The following is a 17307-nucleotide window of genomic DNA, read 5'->3' on the forward strand; positions in this document are numbered from 1 at the left end:
TCACGATTAGCTGGAAGCCTCGGGCATGACCACCCCAAGCGACATGATCGCGCGGCTCAAGATCGCGTTGCGCCCATAGATATCGGGCCTTGTCTGCAAATGACCATCGCTTTCCACCCAAGCCGTCCAATAGGTCAGATGCACCGGGATATGCTGATCGAGATGCAGATAGGTCTCTTGGCCAGAGGCAAGTATCCCTTGGAACAGCCCCACCGGATCATCGCTTTGACGCGCGAGCAAATGATAGGCGAAGTCATGCGGATCAGCCAAACGGATGCAGCCCGAGGAATAGGCCCGCACCGGGCGCTGCATCAAATGCTGCTCGGGCGTGTCATGCAGATAGATGGCATGGCGATTGGGGAACATAAACTTTACCGTGCCAAGCGCATTGTTCGGCCCCGGCGGCTGACGCAGGTCGAAGGGAAAGCTTGCGACAGAGAATTGGCTCATATCAACGCTCGAGCGGTCGATGACGCGCCCGTTCGACATCAGCTGCATATAGTTGCTGCCACCTTCCAAGATGCCCGCGATATAGCTGCGCTGCGCAATCGAACGCGGCACATACCAGCTTGGGTTGATGACCATATGCTCCATCTCGTCCGAGAACTCGGGCGTCTGGCGGTCGGGCGCGCCGATCACCGAGCGGGTGATGAAACTCACCTCGCCATTGTCGATGACACGGGTGTGGAAATCGGTCAGATTGACGAAAATCAGCCGATCATGCACCTTTCCGTCATTGAGCCAGCGATGCCGCTCCATCGCCAGCACCACTGCGTTCCAGTGATCCTCGACCGAGGTGTTGACCGCGGCAATCGTGTCGGCCCCCGCCACCCCATCAGCCGCGAGGCCGTTGTTGACCTGAAACGCCACCACCGCCGCTTGTAGCCGCGCATCATATTCGGCGGTGGCCGCACGCGCCAAATACCCCATGCGGATCAAACGGTTGCGTAGCTGGATCACCGCAGCACCGCTATCGCCGGGGCCAAGCCGCGTGGCTTGCACCTGAGGCCCGTAGCCGCCATCGCGCGCCAAAGCCTCGAGCGACAGCTTCATCCGCATCAACCGGTTATAGCCCGGGCTTTGCGGGGGCAGCGTGGCCATGAACCGATGCGGCTCAGTTTCGAGAAGACCCGCCATCAAGGCATAGGGGTCACGATGCGGCTGATCTTGGAAGATGTCGGGGATCAGGCGCGCGGGGTCGAGAAAGCCGCCATGCACATCGCGCGCGTAGCGCAAGAAGATGCGGCTTGCCATGACATCGGCCTGTCCGCGCATCCAAGGATTTGTCGCCGCAGCAAAGGCCGCGCGCAGCCCCGCGAGATCATACCGCGCGACAGGCAGGCCGTGATGCCCGGCTTTCTCAAGCGCACGCACAAGTGCGCTGCGCCGTGCCTCATCATCCGGACCGGTCCAGACAGGGGCAAAATCGCGGTCGCGGTAAAAAGCCACCAGCGCCTCATCCGCGGCGGCAGCCTCGGCAATCGATTGCCGTTCGGCAGAGAAGGCCTGCGCCATGGCAGGCTGGACTGTCAGCGCCCCAAGACCAAAGGCACTTATGCCAAAAATCGCTGAGAAGAGGAACATCTTGGCAAAGCGAAGGGTCGTCACAGCATCATCCTTCAAAAACCGAGGTACAGATCCCAAGAATTTTCCGCAGATTGCGACGGGATTTTTACAATGTGACAAGGCATTGGCCCCAACATCCAGAGCGCGCAACAGTATTCTTTCGCGCTGTTGCGCCAAGGCCGCATGGCTTGGGCGCAGCGAGTCTTGCCATTTTTGATCGTCGATCTGTGCCAAAACCATGGAAAGTGGCGGAAAATTGCCGAAAATCGAAAAATCGTCTCAAAGTTGATCACAGACTCTTTTCCAAATGTGTCGTCTATGTCATCACTTGGTTGCGCCTGTGGGGGGAATGCAAAAAACGACCTCGAAATAAGGGGGTCGCCAGGTGACGAAGGAAAGACGACATGGGGCGTTCTGACCAATGATTGAAGCAAAGGTAACGCGCCGTGCGCTTTTGCGCGCTTTTGCAGCTACGGCTGTGACAGCGGCACCTGTGATGGCAAATGCAGCGGGTTTGTTGCGCGGTGCGGGCGATATTCGCCGCCTGCGCATGCACAATGGCCGCGCGGGCGAAAGCCTCGACATGATCTACTGGATTGAGGGTGAATATATCCAACCGGCATTGGATGAGATTGCTCATTTCATGCGCGATTGGCGCAACGGGCGTGTGCATCGCATCGATCCGCGCACCATCGATATCATGACCGCCGCGCATAACCTTCTCGATACGTCCGAGCCCTACACGCTCCTCTCGGGTTATCGCAGCGCCGAGACCAACGCGATGCTGCGCCGCCAATCGTCGGGCGTTGCGCGCAACTCGCTGCATGTGCGCGGCGAAGCGGCCGATCTGCGCCTGTCCTCGCGCAGCGTGACGCAGATCTTTAATGCCGCGCGCGCCTGTAATGCCGGTGGCGTTGGGCGGTATTCGCGTTCGAATTTCGTGCATATGGACTGCGGCGATGTCCGCGCTTGGGGCGGCTGATCGCTGCTGCACATTCCATTGCTGAACGAAAACGCCCAACCTTCATCGGTTGGGCGTTTTCACATTGGGATGATTGGACAGCGCAAGCCATGCGCCCCATATAGTCACGGGAACGCCAAGATCAGGGATACCCATGACCCGCTACACCAAAAATCCCGACATCATCGCCGCCTTGAGCGCCGCGCAATTCCATGTGACCCAGCAATCGGGGACCGAGCGTCCGGGAACCGGCGCTTATCTCTATAACAAGGAACCGGGCATCTATGTCGATGTCGTCTCGGGTGAGCCGCTTTTTGCCTCATCCGACAAATTCGAGTCTGGTTGTGGCTGGCCCAGCTTCGTGAAGCCCATAGAACCCGCCCATGTGATCGAGCTGCGCGATATCAGCCACGGGATGATCCGCACCGAGGTGCGCTCGAAACATGGCGATAGCCATTTGGGCCATGTCTTTCCCGATGGTCCGCGCGACCGGGGTGGCTTGCGCTATTGCATCAACTCGGCCTCGCTGCGCTTTGTGCATCGCGATGATATGATGGCAGAGGGGTATGGGGATTATCTCGATCAGCTGGAGGATATCGCATGAGTTCCGCGCGCGCCGTTTTGGCAGGTGGTTGTTTTTGGGGGATGCAGGAATTGATCCGGCACACGCCCGGCGTGATCGATACACGGGTGGGCTATACGGGCGGCGATGTGGCCAATGCCACCTATCGCAATCACGGCACCCATGCCGAGGGGATCGAGATCATCTTTGACCCAAGCGTGATCAGTTACCGTCAGATCCTCGAATTCTTCTTTCAGATCCACGATCCGACCACGCCCAACCGCCAAGGCAATGATCGCGGGCCAAGTTACCGCTCAGCGATTTACTACGTCGATGAGGCGCAACGCCTTTGCGCCGAAGAGACCATCGCCGATGTGAATGCATCCCGCCTTTGGCCCGGCCCTGTGGTGACCGAACTCGCCCCCGCAGGCCCGTTTTGGGAGGCAGAGCCAGAGCATCAAGATTACCTCCAGCGCTTGCCGCATGGCTATACCTGCCACTTCATTCGCCCCGGCTGGGTTCTGCCCAAGCGCCAAGCGGCGGAATGACAAAAGGCCGGGCGCGATGCCCGGCCTTTCGTTTTCAAGGGCACGCGGTTAGGCGCGCTTGGACAATGTCGGCCAGCCGAAAAGTTCGCTGATGCGCGGATGCCCGGTCAAGATCTTGCTCCGGCTGCGATGCGCGCTCACGCTGCGGGCCGAGGTCAAGAAATGCCGCCGCCCCGAGATCACGCGCGATGCGCGCGGCTTGTCGCTCAGCAGCTTGCCGGGCCAAAACAGCCGCGACATCGGCCCCCTGCCCTTGAGCAGGTTATCGGGTGCCTCGCGGCGGCGGGTAACAGTGGGCCAGCCCAAAGTATGGGTCGCGCGCCACTCGGCCCAGCCGGAACCCGCGTAATCCTCGCGTGTCATCATCATCGGATGGCTGGTCAGCACACTGTTGAGATGCTGCTCAAGCTTTGGCTCTTGGCGGATATAGCTGTTATCAGCGGCCAGCGCCGTGGCGCTATCGGCAACCTCCATCGCACGGCGCGCCGCGCCAAAGGGCGTAAAGGGCGCGCGGCACACCAGCACCGCTTGGCCGGCCTGTATTTGGCGCACATAGTTGCTTGCGACGCCTGCTGGCACGCCGGCGGCGGTCATGGCGGCAAGATCGGCGCTTGTCACGACCGCAATGGTTTGTTCCGGAAAACCGTCGCTGCGCAATTGCGCGGCCACGCGGTTGGCGGTGTCGACCTGATCATAAAGCCGTGAGACGACTGTCGTCATGGGGCTCTTCTCCTGTTGGCCGCCTGTCGCGCGGCTGGGGGTCAGTAAAGGCGGCGGGCCGTTCCGGTCGTCCCAACGCGCGATGATAGTGCTTGGTCTGGAAAAGTCCCGCCTCGCGGCGGCGCAAAGCGATCAAAACCGCACCCGTGGCCAACAAAAATGCCAACTCAAGGGCGAAAACCGGGGTATAGGGTGCCTCTGGGCGCATGAATTGCGCCGCGGGCAACGCCGCGACCGTGTCACGGATCACGCCGCCAAGTGCGACCGCGATCCCCGCCGCCGTTGCCTGCACAGCGCCCCAAGCGCCGAGCGCAAGCCCCACCTGTGCGCGCGGTGCAGCCCGCATCGTGGCCGTCAGCGTGCCATGCCCGAACAGCCCCGCCCCAAGGCCCGCAAGCCCGGTGCCCATAACAAACAGCGACACCATCCCCAAAGGCCCCGCCGCGATGATCATCGCGAAAGCGGGCAAACCGATCAGCGTGCCCCACCATGCGACTTGCACAGGTGCTACCCCGTCCAGCAACACGCGTGAGGCGATGGCAAAACCCAATAGCCCGCCTGCCGCCAGCACCGCGGTCAACCGCGTGGTCGCACCGACCGCCATATTCAGCACTTGCCCGCCATAGGGCTCGAGCACGACATCGGCCATGCCGAAACCCATGGTGCCAAGCGCGATCACGACCAAAAGCCCCACCGCCGCGCGGCCCTGCACGAACAGGCGCCATGCATCGCGAAACTCGGGCTGTGTTTCGACGCGGGTAGCACGCGCGCGGTCGCGCGGCTCTTGCTTCCAAAGTGCTAGCAGGTTCAGCGCCACGGTGATCACGGCGGCCCCTTGCACCACTTGGATCAAGCGGCCCGGCGTATAGGGTTCAAGCAGCCAGCCAAAGATCAGCGCCGATCCGATCATGCCCAACAAAAGCATGACATACATCAGCCCCACGACCTTGGGTTGCTCGTCGACGCTGACGAGATCGGTGGCCAAGGCCAGCCCCACGGTCTGAACGGTATGGATCCCCGCCCCCACCAGCAAAAACGCCAAGGCCGCCGCAGAATGGCCGATCCAGATCGGCGCATCGGCTGCCTGATCATAGCCCGACAGCACCAAGAGCGCGAAGGGCATGATGGCAAAGCCACCAAATTGCAGCATCGTCCCCTTCCAGATGTAGGGAACACGCCGCCAGCCAAGCGCGGATTTATGAATATCGGATTTATACCCAATCAGCGCGCGAAACGGTGCAAAGACCAGCGGCAGCGCGATCATCAGCCCCACCAAGCTGGCAGGCACGCCCAGCTCTACGATCATCACGCGGTTCAGCGTGCCGACCAAAAGCACCAGCGCCATGCCGACAGTCACTTGGAACAGCGACAAACGCAACAGCCGCGACAGCGGCACCGCCTCGGTCGCGACATCCGCAAAGGGCAGAAATCGCGGGCCGATGGTCTGGATCTTGCGCAGCGCGCTATCGCGTAAACTGGCCATCTTATCCGCCTTCTTTCCGCCCATTGACCGGGGGCAGGCCGGGATCGGGTCGGGGGTGCGCTTAGGCGCGGCCTCCGACCCGTATGTTACGGTCGTTCAGCATCAGATCGGTCCTTACCGCAAGGCGGCTTGGGTCAGATCGTCAACTACCAGTGTTGCCGTGCGCCCATCGGGCAAAATCACCCGCATGGATTGGGTGCCATCGGCCTGTGCTTCCAGATACATGGGAAGCGAGGTCGCCGCATGTGCCGTTGCGGGCAAAATCGCCTGCTCGGTCTGCAACGCCGCGCTGCCGCTTGCAGCGGATGCGCCAGAGAGGAAATCGGCAACCCATGTCGTATTGCTCAACACCGCCACATGGACAGCGAAAGAGCCCACGGCAACAGCGCCAAGGAACAGCGGCACGCCCACGGTCGGCTTCACCACGAGCCACATCTTTGCGTTATTCATGATGTGCCTCCCTCAGCCAAGCCACGGTGTGGAGACGGCCACCAACACATGCGCCAAAAGCGCAATCGCGCCGAAGACACGTGTGCCGTCGATGAGGTAGCTATGCACCTCTTCTGCTTCTTTCAGGGTCAGGCCAGTTGGCCATACCTTATCGGGATCGTTGGACATCCTACGCCCCTCCTTTCTCTTCTTGTCAAAGGCGGGCGGGATGCCACGCCGCTCATGAGGCCACGCCTGAGGAGTGCACGGTCCTCTAAAGAGAGAGTGTCATGCTAAGTTTACAACTTCAACTGTAATTTTTACGTGACATATCTGACGCCTAACCTCACGATATGTCTATATAACATGGCAACAGCACCCAAAAAGCGTGCAAGAGATTTCGCAAAAGCCAAGAAAATCTTCCGATTCTCCACCCGCAAGCGCCAAGCCGCTTTACCCGATATGCCGCGCGGCGCTATAGCGGTCGGGCGAAACGAAATAGATGGAAAGACTTGCACCATGTCGATTGCGCAAACCGTCTATGCGGCATTCATCGATGGCTTGCGCATTGGCACCTACCTGCCCGGTGATCGCATCCGCGCCGAAGATGTGGCCAAAACCTTCGACGTCTCGCGCACCCCAGTGCGCGAGGCGCTGTCACGGCTGCAAGAGCGTGGGCTATTGCAGATGACCGCCACGGGCCTTGCGGTGACGCAGCTTGACCGCACCGCCGTGCTCGAGCTTTACGCCGTGCGCGAATTGATGGAGGGGTCAGCGGCGCGCTTTGCCGCCCAGCATGCCTCGCCCTCGGATCTGTTCACCATGCGCCAGATCGCCGAAGCCTTTGCCGCCACCCCCGCCGATGATCCGGCCCGCGTGGCGCAGCTCAACCGCGCCTTTCATGCTGCGCTCTATGAGGCGGCGCATAACAAATTCCTGCTCACCATCCTTGATGGGATGCATGACACGCTGATGCTGTTGCCCTCGACCACCTTTGCCGTGGGCGGGCGGCAAGGCGACGCGGTGGGCGAGCATCTGGCCATTCTGGATGCCATCGAGCGCCGCGATCCGGACGCGGCCGAAGATCACGCGCGCAGCCATATCCGCCATGCCCGCGACACGCGGCTGGGGATGATGTTTCAATATTGAGCCATCAAAGCCCTTGTGGCAGGGCAAATCCCTTGGCGCGCGCCAAATCCACCAACGGGGCCAGATCAGCGCGGGCGTAAGGGATGCCGTCGATCAGCCGCGCGGCTTCACGCCGGGCTTCGATCTCGCCGGGCATGTAGATTTCATCGACACCGGCGGCCTTGGGGTTGGCTTTGACCCGCGCCACCAGATCACCCATGCGCGCGGCCACCTCCTCGGCGGAGAGGAATAGATCGGGGCGCATCACCAAGATGAAATGGCCCACGCCTTGCGGCCGGTCAAAGCGCTTGTATTGATCGCCCACCTCGCCGCCATAGCGCGCGCCGGTCAGCACGCCGCAGAGGATATCAAGCATCATCGACAGACCCGCCCCCTTGGGCCCGCCGATGGGCAGCAGCACGCCCCCCGCCATCGCAGCGCTTGCATCGGTCGTATCCCGCCCCTCGGCATCAAGCGCCCAGCCTTGGGGGATGGGCTTTCCGTCGCGCGCGGCCTTGCGGATCTTGCCGCGTGCCACGACCGTGGGGGCCATATCCAGCACGAAAGGCACCGATCCGGGCGCTGGCACCCCCACCGCAAAGGGCGAGGTGCCAAACATCTCGCCCCGCCCACCCCAAGGCGGCAGCGCAGGCGAGGCATTGGTATAGACCATCGCGGCAAAGCCCGCCTCGATCGCCTGCAACAGATAGGTGGCGGCCATGCCATAATGGGTGGAGTTGCGCACCCCGATCAGGCCCAGACCCATCTCGCGCGCCATTGCGATGCCGTGATCCACCGCGCGGGTCGCCACGACGAAACCCAGACCATTCTTGCCGTCGAGCCTTGCCGCATTGGGGGCCACAGCCTCAAAATCCAACTTTGGCGCGGGATCGACCAGCCCCTTGGCGATGCGGTCCAGATATCCGGGAAGCCGCACCATGCCGTGAGTATCGACACCGCGCAGATCGGCACGCACCAAGCAGCGCGCGGCGATGGCGGCGTCGGCCTCGGGCACGCCCGCATCAAGGAGAAAGGGGATGGCGAAACCCTCGGCCGCGGCGCGGGTCAGTATCAATGTCTCGGTCATCGCTGCCCCTGCGCGTCTTGCCCTGCTGGACACGGATGAATACACCTGCATGCAGGATTGTCGAGCCACCGCCGCACCGAAAGGGCCATCATGTCAGCCGCAAGCTATCACAACCCGCTCAAGGCCAAGCTGGCATCAGGGGCCGCCGTCTTGGGCATGAGCGTGCGGATGGTGCGCACGGGCGAAATCGCGCGGATCGCGCGCGCCTCAAACCATGATTTCTTGTTCATCGACACGCAGCACGCGATTTTCGGGCTGGAATCGATCCACGCCATCGCCCAGACCGCGATCGAGGTGGGTGTTGCCCCCTTGGTCCGCGTGCGCGGCTTGGACGACCCCGATGTGTCGCTCATGCTCGACAACGGGGTGCAGGGGATCATCTATCCCGACATCGACACCCCAGAACAGGCCGCGCGCGCGGTCGCCATCTGCCGCTTTCCGCCCTTGGGCAAGCGCGCCGTGTCTGGTGGCTACATGATGTTCGATTTCGAAGGCCTGCCCCTGTCGCAGACCATCCCCGCGCTTGAGGCCGCGACGCTGGTGGGGGTGATGATCGAAACACCCGAAGGTCTTGAGAATGTCGAGAAAATCGCCGCCGTGCCGGGTATTGATGTGATCCATGTCGGCACCAATGATCTACTGGTGAATATGGGCCTTCCTGGTCAGTTCGATACGCCCGAGATCTTGGCCGCCCAAGCGCGCGTCAATCGCGCCTGCGCGGCCAATGGCATTATCGCGGGATGTGGCGGCAATCGCTCGGTTGACCGCCAAGCCGCCGCGATCAAGGGCGGGGCGCGGTTCTTGACGACACAGACCGATGTGGCGTTTCTGTCAGGCGCGGCCAAGGCTTGGACCCAAGGCCTGCGCGCGGCAAGCAGCTAAACCAACCCCAGCGCCCCCAAGACCGCGGCCAAGGACAAGATCGCAAGCGGCGGCAATCGCGTGCGCAGCGACAGTGCCGCTGCACCCCCCGTGACGCCAAGCGCCATCGGGCTCACCGCCGAGGTTTGCGTCAACAAGGCCGCGCTTGAGGCAAGTAACCCCACCGTCACCGGCACCAAGCCCTTGCGCAGCAGATCAAACCACCGCTCATCGGCCCAGCGTGACCAGCCGCGCGCCAAAAGCACCGACAAGATGAACGAGGGCAGAACAAAGACGCAGATCGCCAAGGCGCCAGCCCATAATCCCGCCATGCGCCAGCCCACCAGCGCCACAAAGATCGTATTCGGCCCCGGCGCGGCCTGTGCAAGCGCGAAAAGCGCCGCGAAATCCTCGGCCTCGATCCAGCCATTCTCGACCACGACCACTCGCTGCAACTCGGCCACCACGACATAGATGCCGCCGATTGCCATCAGCGATTGCGCCAACAAATGCCCAAACAGGCTGAGGATCGCGTCATCCATGCGCGCGCCTCCGCCACCATGTCAGCGCGATAGAAACCGGCCCAAGCATAGCCAAAACCCAAAGCAGTGGCATGCGGAACCACGCAATCGCGATCAAAACCAAAAGCCCGATCCCGATGGCCACCGGATTGGCGCGCTGCGGCCAGAAAAGCCGCGCGGTGATCGCGATCAAAAGCCCCGCCGCCGCCGCCGCGATAGACCGCACCGCCCCTTCGACGGCGGGAAGATGCACGAAACTCGTATAAAGCGCGCCTAAAGCCAGCACCAAGATCACCGGCAACAACAAAAGCCCCAGAACCGAGACGAACGCCCCCGATAGCCCACATGTGCGCATGCCCATGACCATCGACATATTCACGATATTGGGGCCGGGCAGCACTTGGCACACGGCCAGAAGTTCGGTGAATTCCTCTTGATCAAGCCATGCGCGCTTGCGCACCACCTCATGCACGAACACCGGCAAGACACCGCCAAAGCCGGTGACGCCGACGATCAGAAAACAGCGAAACAACCCCTGCCGCGTGATGCCGCGCTGCGTCAGGTCACGCGGCGGCGCATCGGTGCGTGGCACCGCAGATATGTCAGGGGGCAAGATCAGTCATCCATCAAGATTGCCCGCAAAGGCAACAGCAAGACGGCCAGTCAGCATGGCGCCAGCCGACCGCCGGGCAGGCGCAAATCCTTGCGGATACACCTGAATTCTGTCGTATCCATTCTACCGCGTCAAGCAGCAGGGCGCGCGCGCGCCCCGCTCTTTGATCAATCGGCTGCACCACCTGCAAAGGCATTGCCATTCCTCCAATCGCACGGTGCCTCCTGCATCTGAAGATGCAGGCCGTTGCCGGTGTAAGGATTGGCAAGGGCCACCGCATCATTGAGCTCGATCCCCAAGCCCGGCGCAGTCGGCGCATCGACAAAGCCACCCTCGACCTTGGGCCTGCCCGTGACCAGCGCCTCGTGAAACGGTGTCTCGATTGCCTCGACCATCAACAGGTTCGGACAAGCCACGCCCAGATGCACATTGGCCGCCCATTCGACGGGTCCAGCATAAAGATGCGGCGCAATCTGCGCGCCATGCGCCTCGGCCAGAAGGGCGATCTTGCGCCCCTCCCAAATGCCGCCTGCGCGGCCCAAGGCGGGCTGCACGATACGCACGCCAGCGCGCAGCGCGGCCATGAATTCCATCTTGCCGCACAAACGCTCACCCACCGCGACGGGGATAGATGTTGCGCGCGCCACCTCGGCCAGCCCTGCGATATCATCGGGGGGGATGGGTTCTTCATACCACAGCGGGTCATGCACCTCGAGCGCGCGGGCAAGCCGGATCGCATGGCCCGGCGTGAACTGCCCATGGGTTCCAAAGAGCAGATCGGCCCGATCCCCCACCGCTTGCCGGATCAAGCCGCAAAACTCGGCCGAGCGCGTGATATCGGACATGGCGGGCGCATGACCGCCCCGGATCGTATAGGGGCCTGCAGGGTCGAATTTGACCGCCGTCCAGCCTTCGGCCACGCATTTTGCGGCAGCCTCGGCCTGTGCCGGGCCATCGACCCAAAAGCTGGGGCTTTCGCGGCCAGGTTCGGGATAAAGATAGGTATAGGCCCGCACCCGCGCGTTCATCTGCCCCCCCAAAAGCGCCCAAACAGGCCGCTCACGGGCTTTGCCCAAGATATCCCAACAGGCCATCTCAAGCCCGGCAAAGGCACCAAAAGCGGTCGGATCGGGCCGCTGGGTAAAGCCCGACGACCAAACGCGGCGCGACATCAACTCGATATTCTCGGGGGTCTCACCCTGCATATGGCGGGCAAAGACATCTTCGATCACCGCATGCATCGCCTTGGGGCCAACAGCGGCGGCATAGACCTCACCCAAGCCCGTGATGCCACAAGCGGTGGTGACGCGAACGATCAGCCAATAGCGCCCACCCCAGCCGGGCGGTGGCGGTGCCACGGTGAAAATCTCGAGATCGCTAAGCCGCATCGCATCCTCCCTTGCGCCAACAAGGGTAAGGCTATCGCGGCAAAGCGCAGGCCACCAGCGCGAAGGCGACACGCCAAAGCATCATTGCGCCGTGATGTCAGGTTCCCGGCGCGCTTTCGCGATAGACGCCTTGGGCCTCAAGCGCGTCGATCACCTCGGCGGGCATGTATTCCTCATCATGGCGGGCCAAGATCTCGGTCGCCTCGAACACACCATTGACCAGCCGCCCGGTGCCGACCATCCCCTGCCCCTCGCCGAACAGATCAGGCAAGATGCCGGTATAGGTCACGGGAACTTCTGCGCCGCCATCTGTGACCAAGAAATGGATCGTCTCACCCGCATCGCGCACAAGGCTGCCTTCGGCGACCAAGCCACCAATGCGGAAAACCTCATCAGGCGGCGGCGGGTTTTCAGCCACCTCGGAGGGGGGGCGAAAGAAATTGATCCCGTCGCGCATCGCGTAACCAATAAGCGAGGCGGAAAGCACAAGGGCCAAGGTCGCCAGCATGACGATCTGGATACGACGCTGTTTCTTTAACCCCCGCATGGGTGGCCCCCCTCAATATCGGTTCACGCAAACGCGCACTGGCGCACAATCTGTGCGCGAATGGTTCGTTTGTGAAGGGGGCGCGGCAATTTGGGCCACAACTGACCCATCAGGTCGCAGGCGCGCTTTGAAACTCGATCCGGCGGCGTAGGAATTGCGTGGCCTTGTTCGACACCGATTTCGGATCGCCCGTGGTCAGGAATGTCGCCCCCTGCCCCGGCCCAACCTTGCCCGGATGACGCGTCAGGTAATCGGCCAAGGCCTCGGCCACCAGCTTGGGCTGGGAATACACGGCCACATCAGCCCCAAGCGCGTCGCGAAACACCTCTTCGACCAGCGGGTAATGGGTGCATCCAAGGATCGCGGCCTGTGGGCGCGGCATCCGGCGCATCAGCGATTCCACATGGCTGCGCACCAGCGCATCGGCCAAGATCATATCGCCCATCTCGATGGCATCGACGACACCGGCGCAAGGCTGTGCCTCGACATCGACACCGATGGCGCGAAATGCCAACTCGCGCTGAAAGGCGCGGCTTGACACGGTGGCAGGGGTGGCAAACAGCGCGACAGTCTGCACCGCCACGGGCCGCGGCGGGGAATTGTCCCCCCATTTCCGTTCGGTCAGCGCCTCGATCAGCGGCACGAAAACGCCCAAGACCCGCTTGTCCTTGGGCACCCAGCCCTCTTGCATCCGGCGCAGCGCCGCCGCCGAGGCAGTGTTGCAGGCCAAGATCACCAGATCGCATCCCGCATCAAAAAGCGCCTGCACCCCGCGCGTTGTCAGGTCGTAAATATCATCGGCATCGCGCACCCCGTAAGGCGCATGGGCATTATCGCCGAAATAGACCAGCGGCACATCAGGCAGGCGCGCGACCACCGCATCAAGCACGGTCAACCCGCCCAAGCCACTATCGAAAATGCCAACCGCCATCAGTAGCGATCCCCCAAGATCTTGCGCTTGCGCCCCTCATTCTCTTCAGGCGAGCGGTGACGCTGCTCAAACTCGAAACCGCGCGCCGATGCGTCCAAGGGGCGCGGGCTAAGACCATAGGTGGTTTCACGCAAAAATTCCATCATCGCGCGCGCGTCACCGGCATAGTCATCAAGCGCCGCGCGCGGGATCGGCTGGCCAACCACCACATCGACCGGGCTATTCAAACGGGCGCGAAACTCCTTGATCAATAGCCCCATGCGCAACGTGGTGTGCAAATGGCTCATCAATTGGAACAGCCGTGAATTATGGCCATCGAAAAACACCGGCACCACGGTCGCCTCGGATTTCGCGATCATCCGCGCGGTGAAACTGCGCCAGCCCGGATCCATCGGCCGCCCAAAGGGCTTTGCCGCGGTCGAGACGGTGCCGCCGGGGAAAATCCCAATCGCGCCGCCTTGGGCCAGATAGGCCAGCGCGGTCTTGCGCGTCTCGATATTCAGCGCCAGCGCCTCTTTCGTCTCGTCAAAGGAGATGGGCAAAATCACCCGCTCAAGATCTTCGGCCTTACGAAAGACCCGGTGCGCCATGATCCGAAAATCACCGCGTACAAGGCTGAGAATATGGCCCATCATCAGCCCGTCGAGAATACCGTAGGGGTGATTGGCGATCAAGATCAGCGGCCCCTCGCGCGGGATCAAATCGAGCGAACCACCCACCACCCGCAAGTTAAGGCCGTAGCGTTCAACAATCACCTGCCAGAAATCGCGCCCCAGCCGCACCTCGTCATCATAACCACTGGCCCGCTTGATCAGCTCGAGCCGCCCCGTGGCATTCTCCATCACCCGGATCATCGCCCGCCCCCCGCGTGACGCGGCGGATGAGGCATAAGAAATCTCGCGCGCAATGGCACGGCGCGGATCGTTTTTGGAAAGACGCGGCATGGTGGCTTAAGCCCTTTTCATTATCCTGTTACGATCTAACCTGTTACCGATGAGTCGGTCCAGCGCTGAGCGTCGCGCCGCGTCCAACCCCAAAGACAGATCAACTCCATCGCAACATGGGCTGCGGCCACTGCGGTGATATCGGCGTGATCATAAGGCGGGCAGACCTCGACCACATCGCCGCCCACAAGGTTGATCCCCGCCAAGCCACGCAAAAGCCCTGCCGCTTGCGCGCTCGACAAGCCACCCCAAACGGGCGTGCCGGTTCCCGGCGCAAAGGCCGGATCAAGCGCATCGATATCAAAACTTAAGTAGACGGGTCGCCCCCCCACACGCGCGCGCAGATCGGCCGCAACCGCATCGGCCCCGCGCAGATGCAGCTCGCGCACATCATGGATCTTGATGCCCAGATTATCGGCCACAACAGTGCGGATGCCGACATGCGCCGAAGCCGCGACATCGATCAGCCCCTCTTGCACCGCCTTGTAGCAAAATGTGCCGTGATCGAACCGGGTTGCATCATCATCGGGCCAGGTATCGGTATGCGCATCGCACTGGATCAAGGCCACAGGCCCGTATTTGGCAGCATGCGCGCGCAAAATGGGCAAGGTGATCGCGTGATCGCCCCCCAGCGTGATACACGCGGCGCCTGCGTCCAAGATCTCTGTCACATGGGCGGTAATCAGCCCCGGCACATCGGCGCTTTTGGCATAATCAAAGGCCATATCGCCATAATCGGCGATGGCGAATGCCTCCAAGGGCGAGAACCCGTCCCAACCATAAGGCGGGTCATATGGCTGCAAGCTCGACGCCGCCCGGATCGCGCGTGGCCCCAAACGCGCGCCGGGCCGGTTGGTGACCGCTTGATCAAAGCCAATGCCCGTGACCGCCAGATCGACGCCGCGCAGATCCTTGCTATAGCGGCGGCGCAAGAAACTCGGCGCCCCGCCAAAGGCGTTCTCAAAGGCCAAACCCTTGAAACCCGGGCGCGTGAATGCGCCATCCACATCACGCTTTGCATCTTCCAAGCTCATGGCTCACCCTCCATCTCGACGCTGCTTCGCCTGCCCAAAGTTGCAAGAAAACGCAAGCGCCGACGTGATTTTTGCACCCTTGCCCCTCGCTGCACCATAAGGCAGTTAGCCCTTTGTGCGATCACCCCAAGGAGACTGGCCATGAGCAACACGACCGGGCCGCGTGACGCCCTGCGCGCAGCCTTTCTTGAAGGCATGAGCCGGGCGGCAAGCGCTGTCAGCGTGGTCACCACCGATGGCCCCGCAGGTCGCGCCGGCGTGACCGTTTCGGCGATGACCTCAGTCTCGGCCGATGGCGAAGCGCCGACCATGCTGACCTGCCTCAACGCAACCTCCTCGGTGCTGCCCTTGGTGCTCGAGAATGGCTGTTTTTGCATCAACCTGCTGCAAAGCGAGCAAACCGCGATCTCTGATATCTTCTCCTCGCGCAGCCCCGCGCCGGGTGGCGACAAATTCGCCGCCGTCGAGATTTTTACCGCCGCCACCGGCGCGCCATGCTTGGCGCAAGCGCTTGTCAGCTTTGACTGCACGCTGCTGTCGGCCGAACGGATCGGCACACATCATATCTGCATCGGCGCTGTCAAAGCGGTCCATGTCGCAGCCGAAGGTGCGCCACTCCTTTATGGCATGCGCCGCTACCTGCGCGCCGTGGCACATTAAGGCCATCTTTGCTTCATAAATACTCCGGGGGGCCCGGAACGGGCGGGGGCAGCGCCCCCCAAACAAACAGCGTCGCGCGCATGGCGCGCGGCCTTGATGCGAATTTTCGTACGAAAATTCGCGCCCTACCCCGCGACAGGCAAGGCGCGCTCGGCCAGCCGCGCCAAAAGGCTCGCACCGATCGGCAAAATCTCGTCGTTGAAATCATACCCCGCATGATGCAGCCCCGGCCCCGCGCCTGCGCCCAAGAACAGATAGGCGCCAGGACGGGCTTGCAGCATATAAGAAAAATCCTCCGCCCCCATCTCGCGGCCTGCCGCTGCATCAACGCGGTCGGCACCGACAAGCTCGGCTGCGACCTCGGCTGCGAATGCGGTGCGCGCGGGGTCGTTGATCGTGGCCGGATAGCCGATGGCATAGTCCAAGCGGGCTTCCACCCCGAAACTGGCCGCTTGGCCTGTTACGATATCGCGCATCCGCGCCATCACCATGGCCTGCACCTCGGGCGCAAAGCTGCGCACCGTGCCGTTGATCATGGCGCTTCCGGGGATCACGTTGTCGGTCGTGCCCGCATGGATTTGCGTGACCGAGACGACCAGATCTTGCAGCGCGTGATGATTGCGCGACACGATGGTCTGGATCGCTTGCACCATGCTGACGGCCGCGGGGATCGGATCAATGGTCTCATGCGGCATCGCGCCATGGCCGCCGCGCCCTTCGATCTGGATGGTAAACTCATCGACCGCCGCCATGATCGGGCCGGGCGTGGTGAAAATGCGCCCCGCCTCTTGGCCCGGCGCATTATGCAGCGCATAGACCTCGGCGATGTCGAAACGGTCCATGATCCCTTCCGCGACCATCACGCGCGCGCCGCCGCCATCCTCCTCTGCGGGCTGAAAGATCAGCGCGACACGGCCGCGAAAACTGCGCGTCTCGGCCAAGTACTTCGCCGCCCCCAAAAGCATCGCCGTATGCCCGTCATGACCACAAGCATGCATCTTGCCCGGCGTTTTCGAGGCATAGTCAGCCCCCGTTTCCTCAAGGATCGGCAGCGCGTCCATATCGGCGCGCAATCCCACGACCGGCCCCGCGCCTTGGCCATTGATGATCGCCACAATCCCGCTTTGCGCGATGCCCGTGTGGATCTCATCCACCCCAATCTCCGCCAGCCGCGCGGCCACGAAAGCCGCCGTCTCAAAGCACTCAAAGGCCAGTTCGGGATGGGCGTGCAGATGCCTGCGCCATGCGGTCATCTCGGGCGCAAGCCCTGCGATACGATTGATAATGGGCATGGCTGGACTCCTTGGAACGCTTTAGGTCTAAC

General features: G+C 62.2%; 20 protein-coding genes. 6 read left to right on the forward strand and 14 right to left on the reverse strand.

What is annotated here, in order from left to right:
* Window positions 1–6: 6 nt before the first annotated feature.
* Window positions 7–1608, reverse strand: coding sequence for a murein L,D-transpeptidase (locus KG698_RS02090; protein ID WP_367114018.1), 1602 nt, complete (start codon window positions 1606–1608; stop codon window positions 7–9).
* A gap of 379 nt (window positions 1609–1987) precedes the next feature.
* Here KG698_RS02090 and KG698_RS02095 point away from each other — a divergent pair, with 379 nt between their 5' ends.
* The 3 genes from KG698_RS02095 (at window position 1988) to msrA (ending at window position 3637) form a co-directional block, all read left to right on the forward strand.
* Window positions 1988–2548, forward strand: coding sequence for a DUF882 domain-containing protein (locus KG698_RS02095; protein ID WP_213683891.1), 561 nt, complete (start codon window positions 1988–1990; stop codon window positions 2546–2548).
* A 133-nt stretch (window positions 2549–2681) separates the two neighbouring features.
* Complete coding sequence (msrB, locus tag KG698_RS02100) at window positions 2682–3131, forward strand: peptide-methionine (R)-S-oxide reductase MsrB (RefSeq protein ID WP_213683892.1); 450 nt, start codon at window positions 2682–2684, stop codon at window positions 3129–3131.
* Window positions 3128–3637: a peptide-methionine (S)-S-oxide reductase MsrA gene (gene msrA / locus KG698_RS02105; RefSeq protein ID WP_213683893.1), complete on the forward strand. Its 510-nt coding sequence runs from the start codon at window positions 3128–3130 to the stop codon at window positions 3635–3637. Before msrB ends, msrA begins: the two co-directional genes overlap by 4 nt.
* Window positions 3638–3685: 48 nt before the next feature.
* On the opposite strand, the gene KG698_RS02110 is transcribed toward msrA, so the two are convergent.
* The 4 genes from KG698_RS02110 to pufB all read right to left on the reverse strand — a co-directional run bounded on the left by KG698_RS02110 (window position 3686) and on the right by pufB (window position 6458).
* Window positions 3686–4357 carry a hypothetical protein gene (locus tag KG698_RS02110; protein WP_213683894.1) on the reverse strand — a complete coding sequence of 224 codons (672 nt, stop codon included), beginning with the start codon at window positions 4355–4357 and terminating at the stop codon, window positions 3686–3688.
* Window positions 4329–5840: a PucC family protein gene (locus tag KG698_RS02115; protein ID WP_213683895.1), complete on the reverse strand. Its 1512-nt coding sequence runs from the start codon at window positions 5838–5840 to the stop codon at window positions 4329–4331. Before KG698_RS02115 ends, KG698_RS02110 begins: the two co-directional genes overlap by 29 nt.
* A 114-nt stretch (window positions 5841–5954) precedes the next feature.
* Complete coding sequence (locus tag KG698_RS02120) at window positions 5955–6290, reverse strand: light-harvesting protein (RefSeq protein ID WP_213683896.1); 336 nt, start codon at window positions 6288–6290, stop codon at window positions 5955–5957.
* A gap of 12 nt (window positions 6291–6302) precedes the next feature.
* Entirely contained in the window at window positions 6303–6458 is a 156-nt protein-coding gene (gene pufB / locus KG698_RS02125) for a light-harvesting antenna LH1, beta subunit (RefSeq protein ID WP_213683897.1), read from the reverse strand.
* A gap of 330 nt (window positions 6459–6788) precedes the next feature.
* Between pufB and KG698_RS02130 the strand changes: the two genes are divergently transcribed.
* Window positions 6789–7418 (forward strand): GntR family transcriptional regulator, encoded by a 630-nt coding sequence (locus KG698_RS02130; RefSeq protein ID WP_213683898.1) that lies wholly within the window; start codon window positions 6789–6791, stop codon window positions 7416–7418.
* Window positions 7419–7422: 4 nt separating this feature from the next.
* Here KG698_RS02130 and KG698_RS02135 read toward each other — a convergent pair whose 3' ends face one another.
* Window positions 7423–8484: an Ldh family oxidoreductase gene (locus tag KG698_RS02135; protein ID WP_213683899.1), complete on the reverse strand. Its 1062-nt coding sequence runs from the start codon at window positions 8482–8484 to the stop codon at window positions 7423–7425.
* Between the two features lie 90 nt (window positions 8485–8574).
* On the opposite strand from KG698_RS02135, the gene KG698_RS02140 reads away from it, so the two are divergent.
* The gene (locus KG698_RS02140; RefSeq protein WP_213683900.1) at window positions 8575–9366 is read left to right on the forward strand and encodes an aldolase/citrate lyase family protein; all 792 of its coding nucleotides are present in this window, start codon (window positions 8575–8577) and stop codon (window positions 9364–9366) included.
* Here the strand turns inward: KG698_RS02140 and KG698_RS02145 are convergent.
* The 7 genes from KG698_RS02145 to speB form a co-directional block, all read right to left on the reverse strand.
* Window positions 9363–9887, reverse strand: a complete 525-nt coding sequence (locus KG698_RS02145) for a chromate transporter (RefSeq protein ID WP_213683901.1) — start codon at window positions 9885–9887, stop codon at window positions 9363–9365. The two genes, KG698_RS02140 and KG698_RS02145, sit on opposite strands and share 4 nt — an antisense overlap.
* The gene (locus tag KG698_RS02150) at window positions 9880–10458 is read right to left on the reverse strand and encodes a chromate transporter (protein WP_213683902.1); all 579 of its coding nucleotides are present in this window, start codon (window positions 10456–10458) and stop codon (window positions 9880–9882) included. Before KG698_RS02150 ends, KG698_RS02145 begins: the two co-directional genes overlap by 8 nt.
* Before the next feature lie 188 nt (window positions 10459–10646).
* Window positions 10647–11867 (reverse strand): mandelate racemase/muconate lactonizing enzyme family protein, encoded by a 1221-nt coding sequence (locus KG698_RS02155; RefSeq protein ID WP_213683903.1) that lies wholly within the window; start codon window positions 11865–11867, stop codon window positions 10647–10649.
* A 97-nt stretch (window positions 11868–11964) separates the two neighbouring features.
* Window positions 11965–12414: a cytochrome c maturation protein CcmE gene (gene ccmE, locus KG698_RS02160; protein WP_213683904.1), complete on the reverse strand. Its 450-nt coding sequence runs from the start codon at window positions 12412–12414 to the stop codon at window positions 11965–11967.
* 109 nt (window positions 12415–12523) lie between these two features.
* Window positions 12524–13345 carry a glutamate racemase gene (locus tag KG698_RS02165; RefSeq protein ID WP_213683905.1) on the reverse strand — a complete coding sequence of 274 codons (822 nt, stop codon included), beginning with the start codon at window positions 13343–13345 and terminating at the stop codon, window positions 12524–12526.
* Window positions 13345–14289: a lysophospholipid acyltransferase family protein gene (locus KG698_RS02170; protein WP_213683906.1), complete on the reverse strand. Its 945-nt coding sequence runs from the start codon at window positions 14287–14289 to the stop codon at window positions 13345–13347. Before KG698_RS02170 ends, KG698_RS02165 begins: the two co-directional genes overlap by 1 nt.
* Window positions 14290–14324: 35 nt before the next feature.
* Window positions 14325–15323: an agmatinase gene (gene speB, locus KG698_RS02175; protein ID WP_213683907.1), complete on the reverse strand. Its 999-nt coding sequence runs from the start codon at window positions 15321–15323 to the stop codon at window positions 14325–14327.
* Between the two features lie 141 nt (window positions 15324–15464).
* Between speB and KG698_RS02180 the strand changes: the two genes are divergently transcribed.
* Complete coding sequence (locus KG698_RS02180; protein ID WP_213683908.1) at window positions 15465–15983, forward strand: flavin reductase family protein; 519 nt, start codon at window positions 15465–15467, stop codon at window positions 15981–15983.
* A 125-nt stretch (window positions 15984–16108) separates the two neighbouring features.
* Here the strand turns inward: KG698_RS02180 and KG698_RS02185 are convergent, their stop codons facing one another.
* Entirely contained in the window at window positions 16109–17275 is a 1167-nt protein-coding gene (locus KG698_RS02185; protein ID WP_213683909.1) for a M20 aminoacylase family protein, read from the reverse strand.
* Window positions 17276–17307 lie beyond the last annotated feature (32 nt).

It is taken from the genome of Roseicyclus sp. (assembly GCF_018402035.1).
GTDB lineage: Bacteria > Pseudomonadota > Alphaproteobacteria > Rhodobacterales > Rhodobacteraceae > Roseicyclus.

What these genes read in the sequence shown, in the direction of transcription:
- KG698_RS02095 (WP_213683891.1), top strand. Translation starts at nt 1,988, where the DNA reads ATGATTGAAGCAAAGGTAACGCGCCGTGCGCTTTTGCGCGCTTTTGCA.
- msrB (WP_213683892.1), top strand. Translation starts at nt 2,682, where the DNA reads ATGACCCGCTACACCAAAAATCCCGACATCATCGCCGCCTTGAGCGCC.
- msrA (WP_213683893.1), top strand. Translation starts at nt 3,128, where the DNA reads ATGAGTTCCGCGCGCGCCGTTTTGGCAGGTGGTTGTTTTTGGGGGATG.
- KG698_RS02110 (WP_213683894.1), bottom strand. Translation starts at nt 4,357, where the DNA reads ATGACGACAGTCGTCTCACGGCTTTATGATCAGGTCGACACCGCCAAC.
- KG698_RS02115 (WP_213683895.1), bottom strand. Translation starts at nt 5,840, where the DNA reads ATGGCCAGTTTACGCGATAGCGCGCTGCGCAAGATCCAGACCATCGGC.
- KG698_RS02120 (WP_213683896.1), bottom strand. Translation starts at nt 6,290, where the DNA reads ATGAATAACGCAAAGATGTGGCTCGTGGTGAAGCCGACCGTGGGCGTG.
- pufB (WP_213683897.1), bottom strand. Translation starts at nt 6,458, where the DNA reads ATGTCCAACGATCCCGATAAGGTATGGCCAACTGGCCTGACCCTGAAA.
- KG698_RS02130 (WP_213683898.1), top strand. Translation starts at nt 6,789, where the DNA reads ATGTCGATTGCGCAAACCGTCTATGCGGCATTCATCGATGGCTTGCGC.
- KG698_RS02135 (WP_213683899.1), bottom strand. Translation starts at nt 8,484, where the DNA reads ATGACCGAGACATTGATACTGACCCGCGCCGCGGCCGAGGGTTTCGCC.
- KG698_RS02140 (WP_213683900.1), top strand. Translation starts at nt 8,575, where the DNA reads ATGTCAGCCGCAAGCTATCACAACCCGCTCAAGGCCAAGCTGGCATCA.
- KG698_RS02145 (WP_213683901.1), bottom strand. Translation starts at nt 9,887, where the DNA reads ATGGATGACGCGATCCTCAGCCTGTTTGGGCATTTGTTGGCGCAATCG.
- KG698_RS02155 (WP_213683903.1), bottom strand. Translation starts at nt 11,867, where the DNA reads ATGCGGCTTAGCGATCTCGAGATTTTCACCGTGGCACCGCCACCGCCC.
- ccmE (WP_213683904.1), bottom strand. Translation starts at nt 12,414, where the DNA reads ATGCGGGGGTTAAAGAAACAGCGTCGTATCCAGATCGTCATGCTGGCG.
- KG698_RS02165 (WP_213683905.1), bottom strand. Translation starts at nt 13,345, where the DNA reads ATGGCGGTTGGCATTTTCGATAGTGGCTTGGGCGGGTTGACCGTGCTT.
- KG698_RS02170 (WP_213683906.1), bottom strand. Translation starts at nt 14,289, where the DNA reads ATGCCGCGTCTTTCCAAAAACGATCCGCGCCGTGCCATTGCGCGCGAG.
- speB (WP_213683907.1), bottom strand. Translation starts at nt 15,323, where the DNA reads ATGAGCTTGGAAGATGCAAAGCGTGATGTGGATGGCGCATTCACGCGC.
- KG698_RS02180 (WP_213683908.1), top strand. Translation starts at nt 15,465, where the DNA reads ATGAGCAACACGACCGGGCCGCGTGACGCCCTGCGCGCAGCCTTTCTT.
- KG698_RS02185 (WP_213683909.1), bottom strand. Translation starts at nt 17,275, where the DNA reads ATGCCCATTATCAATCGTATCGCAGGGCTTGCGCCCGAGATGACCGCA.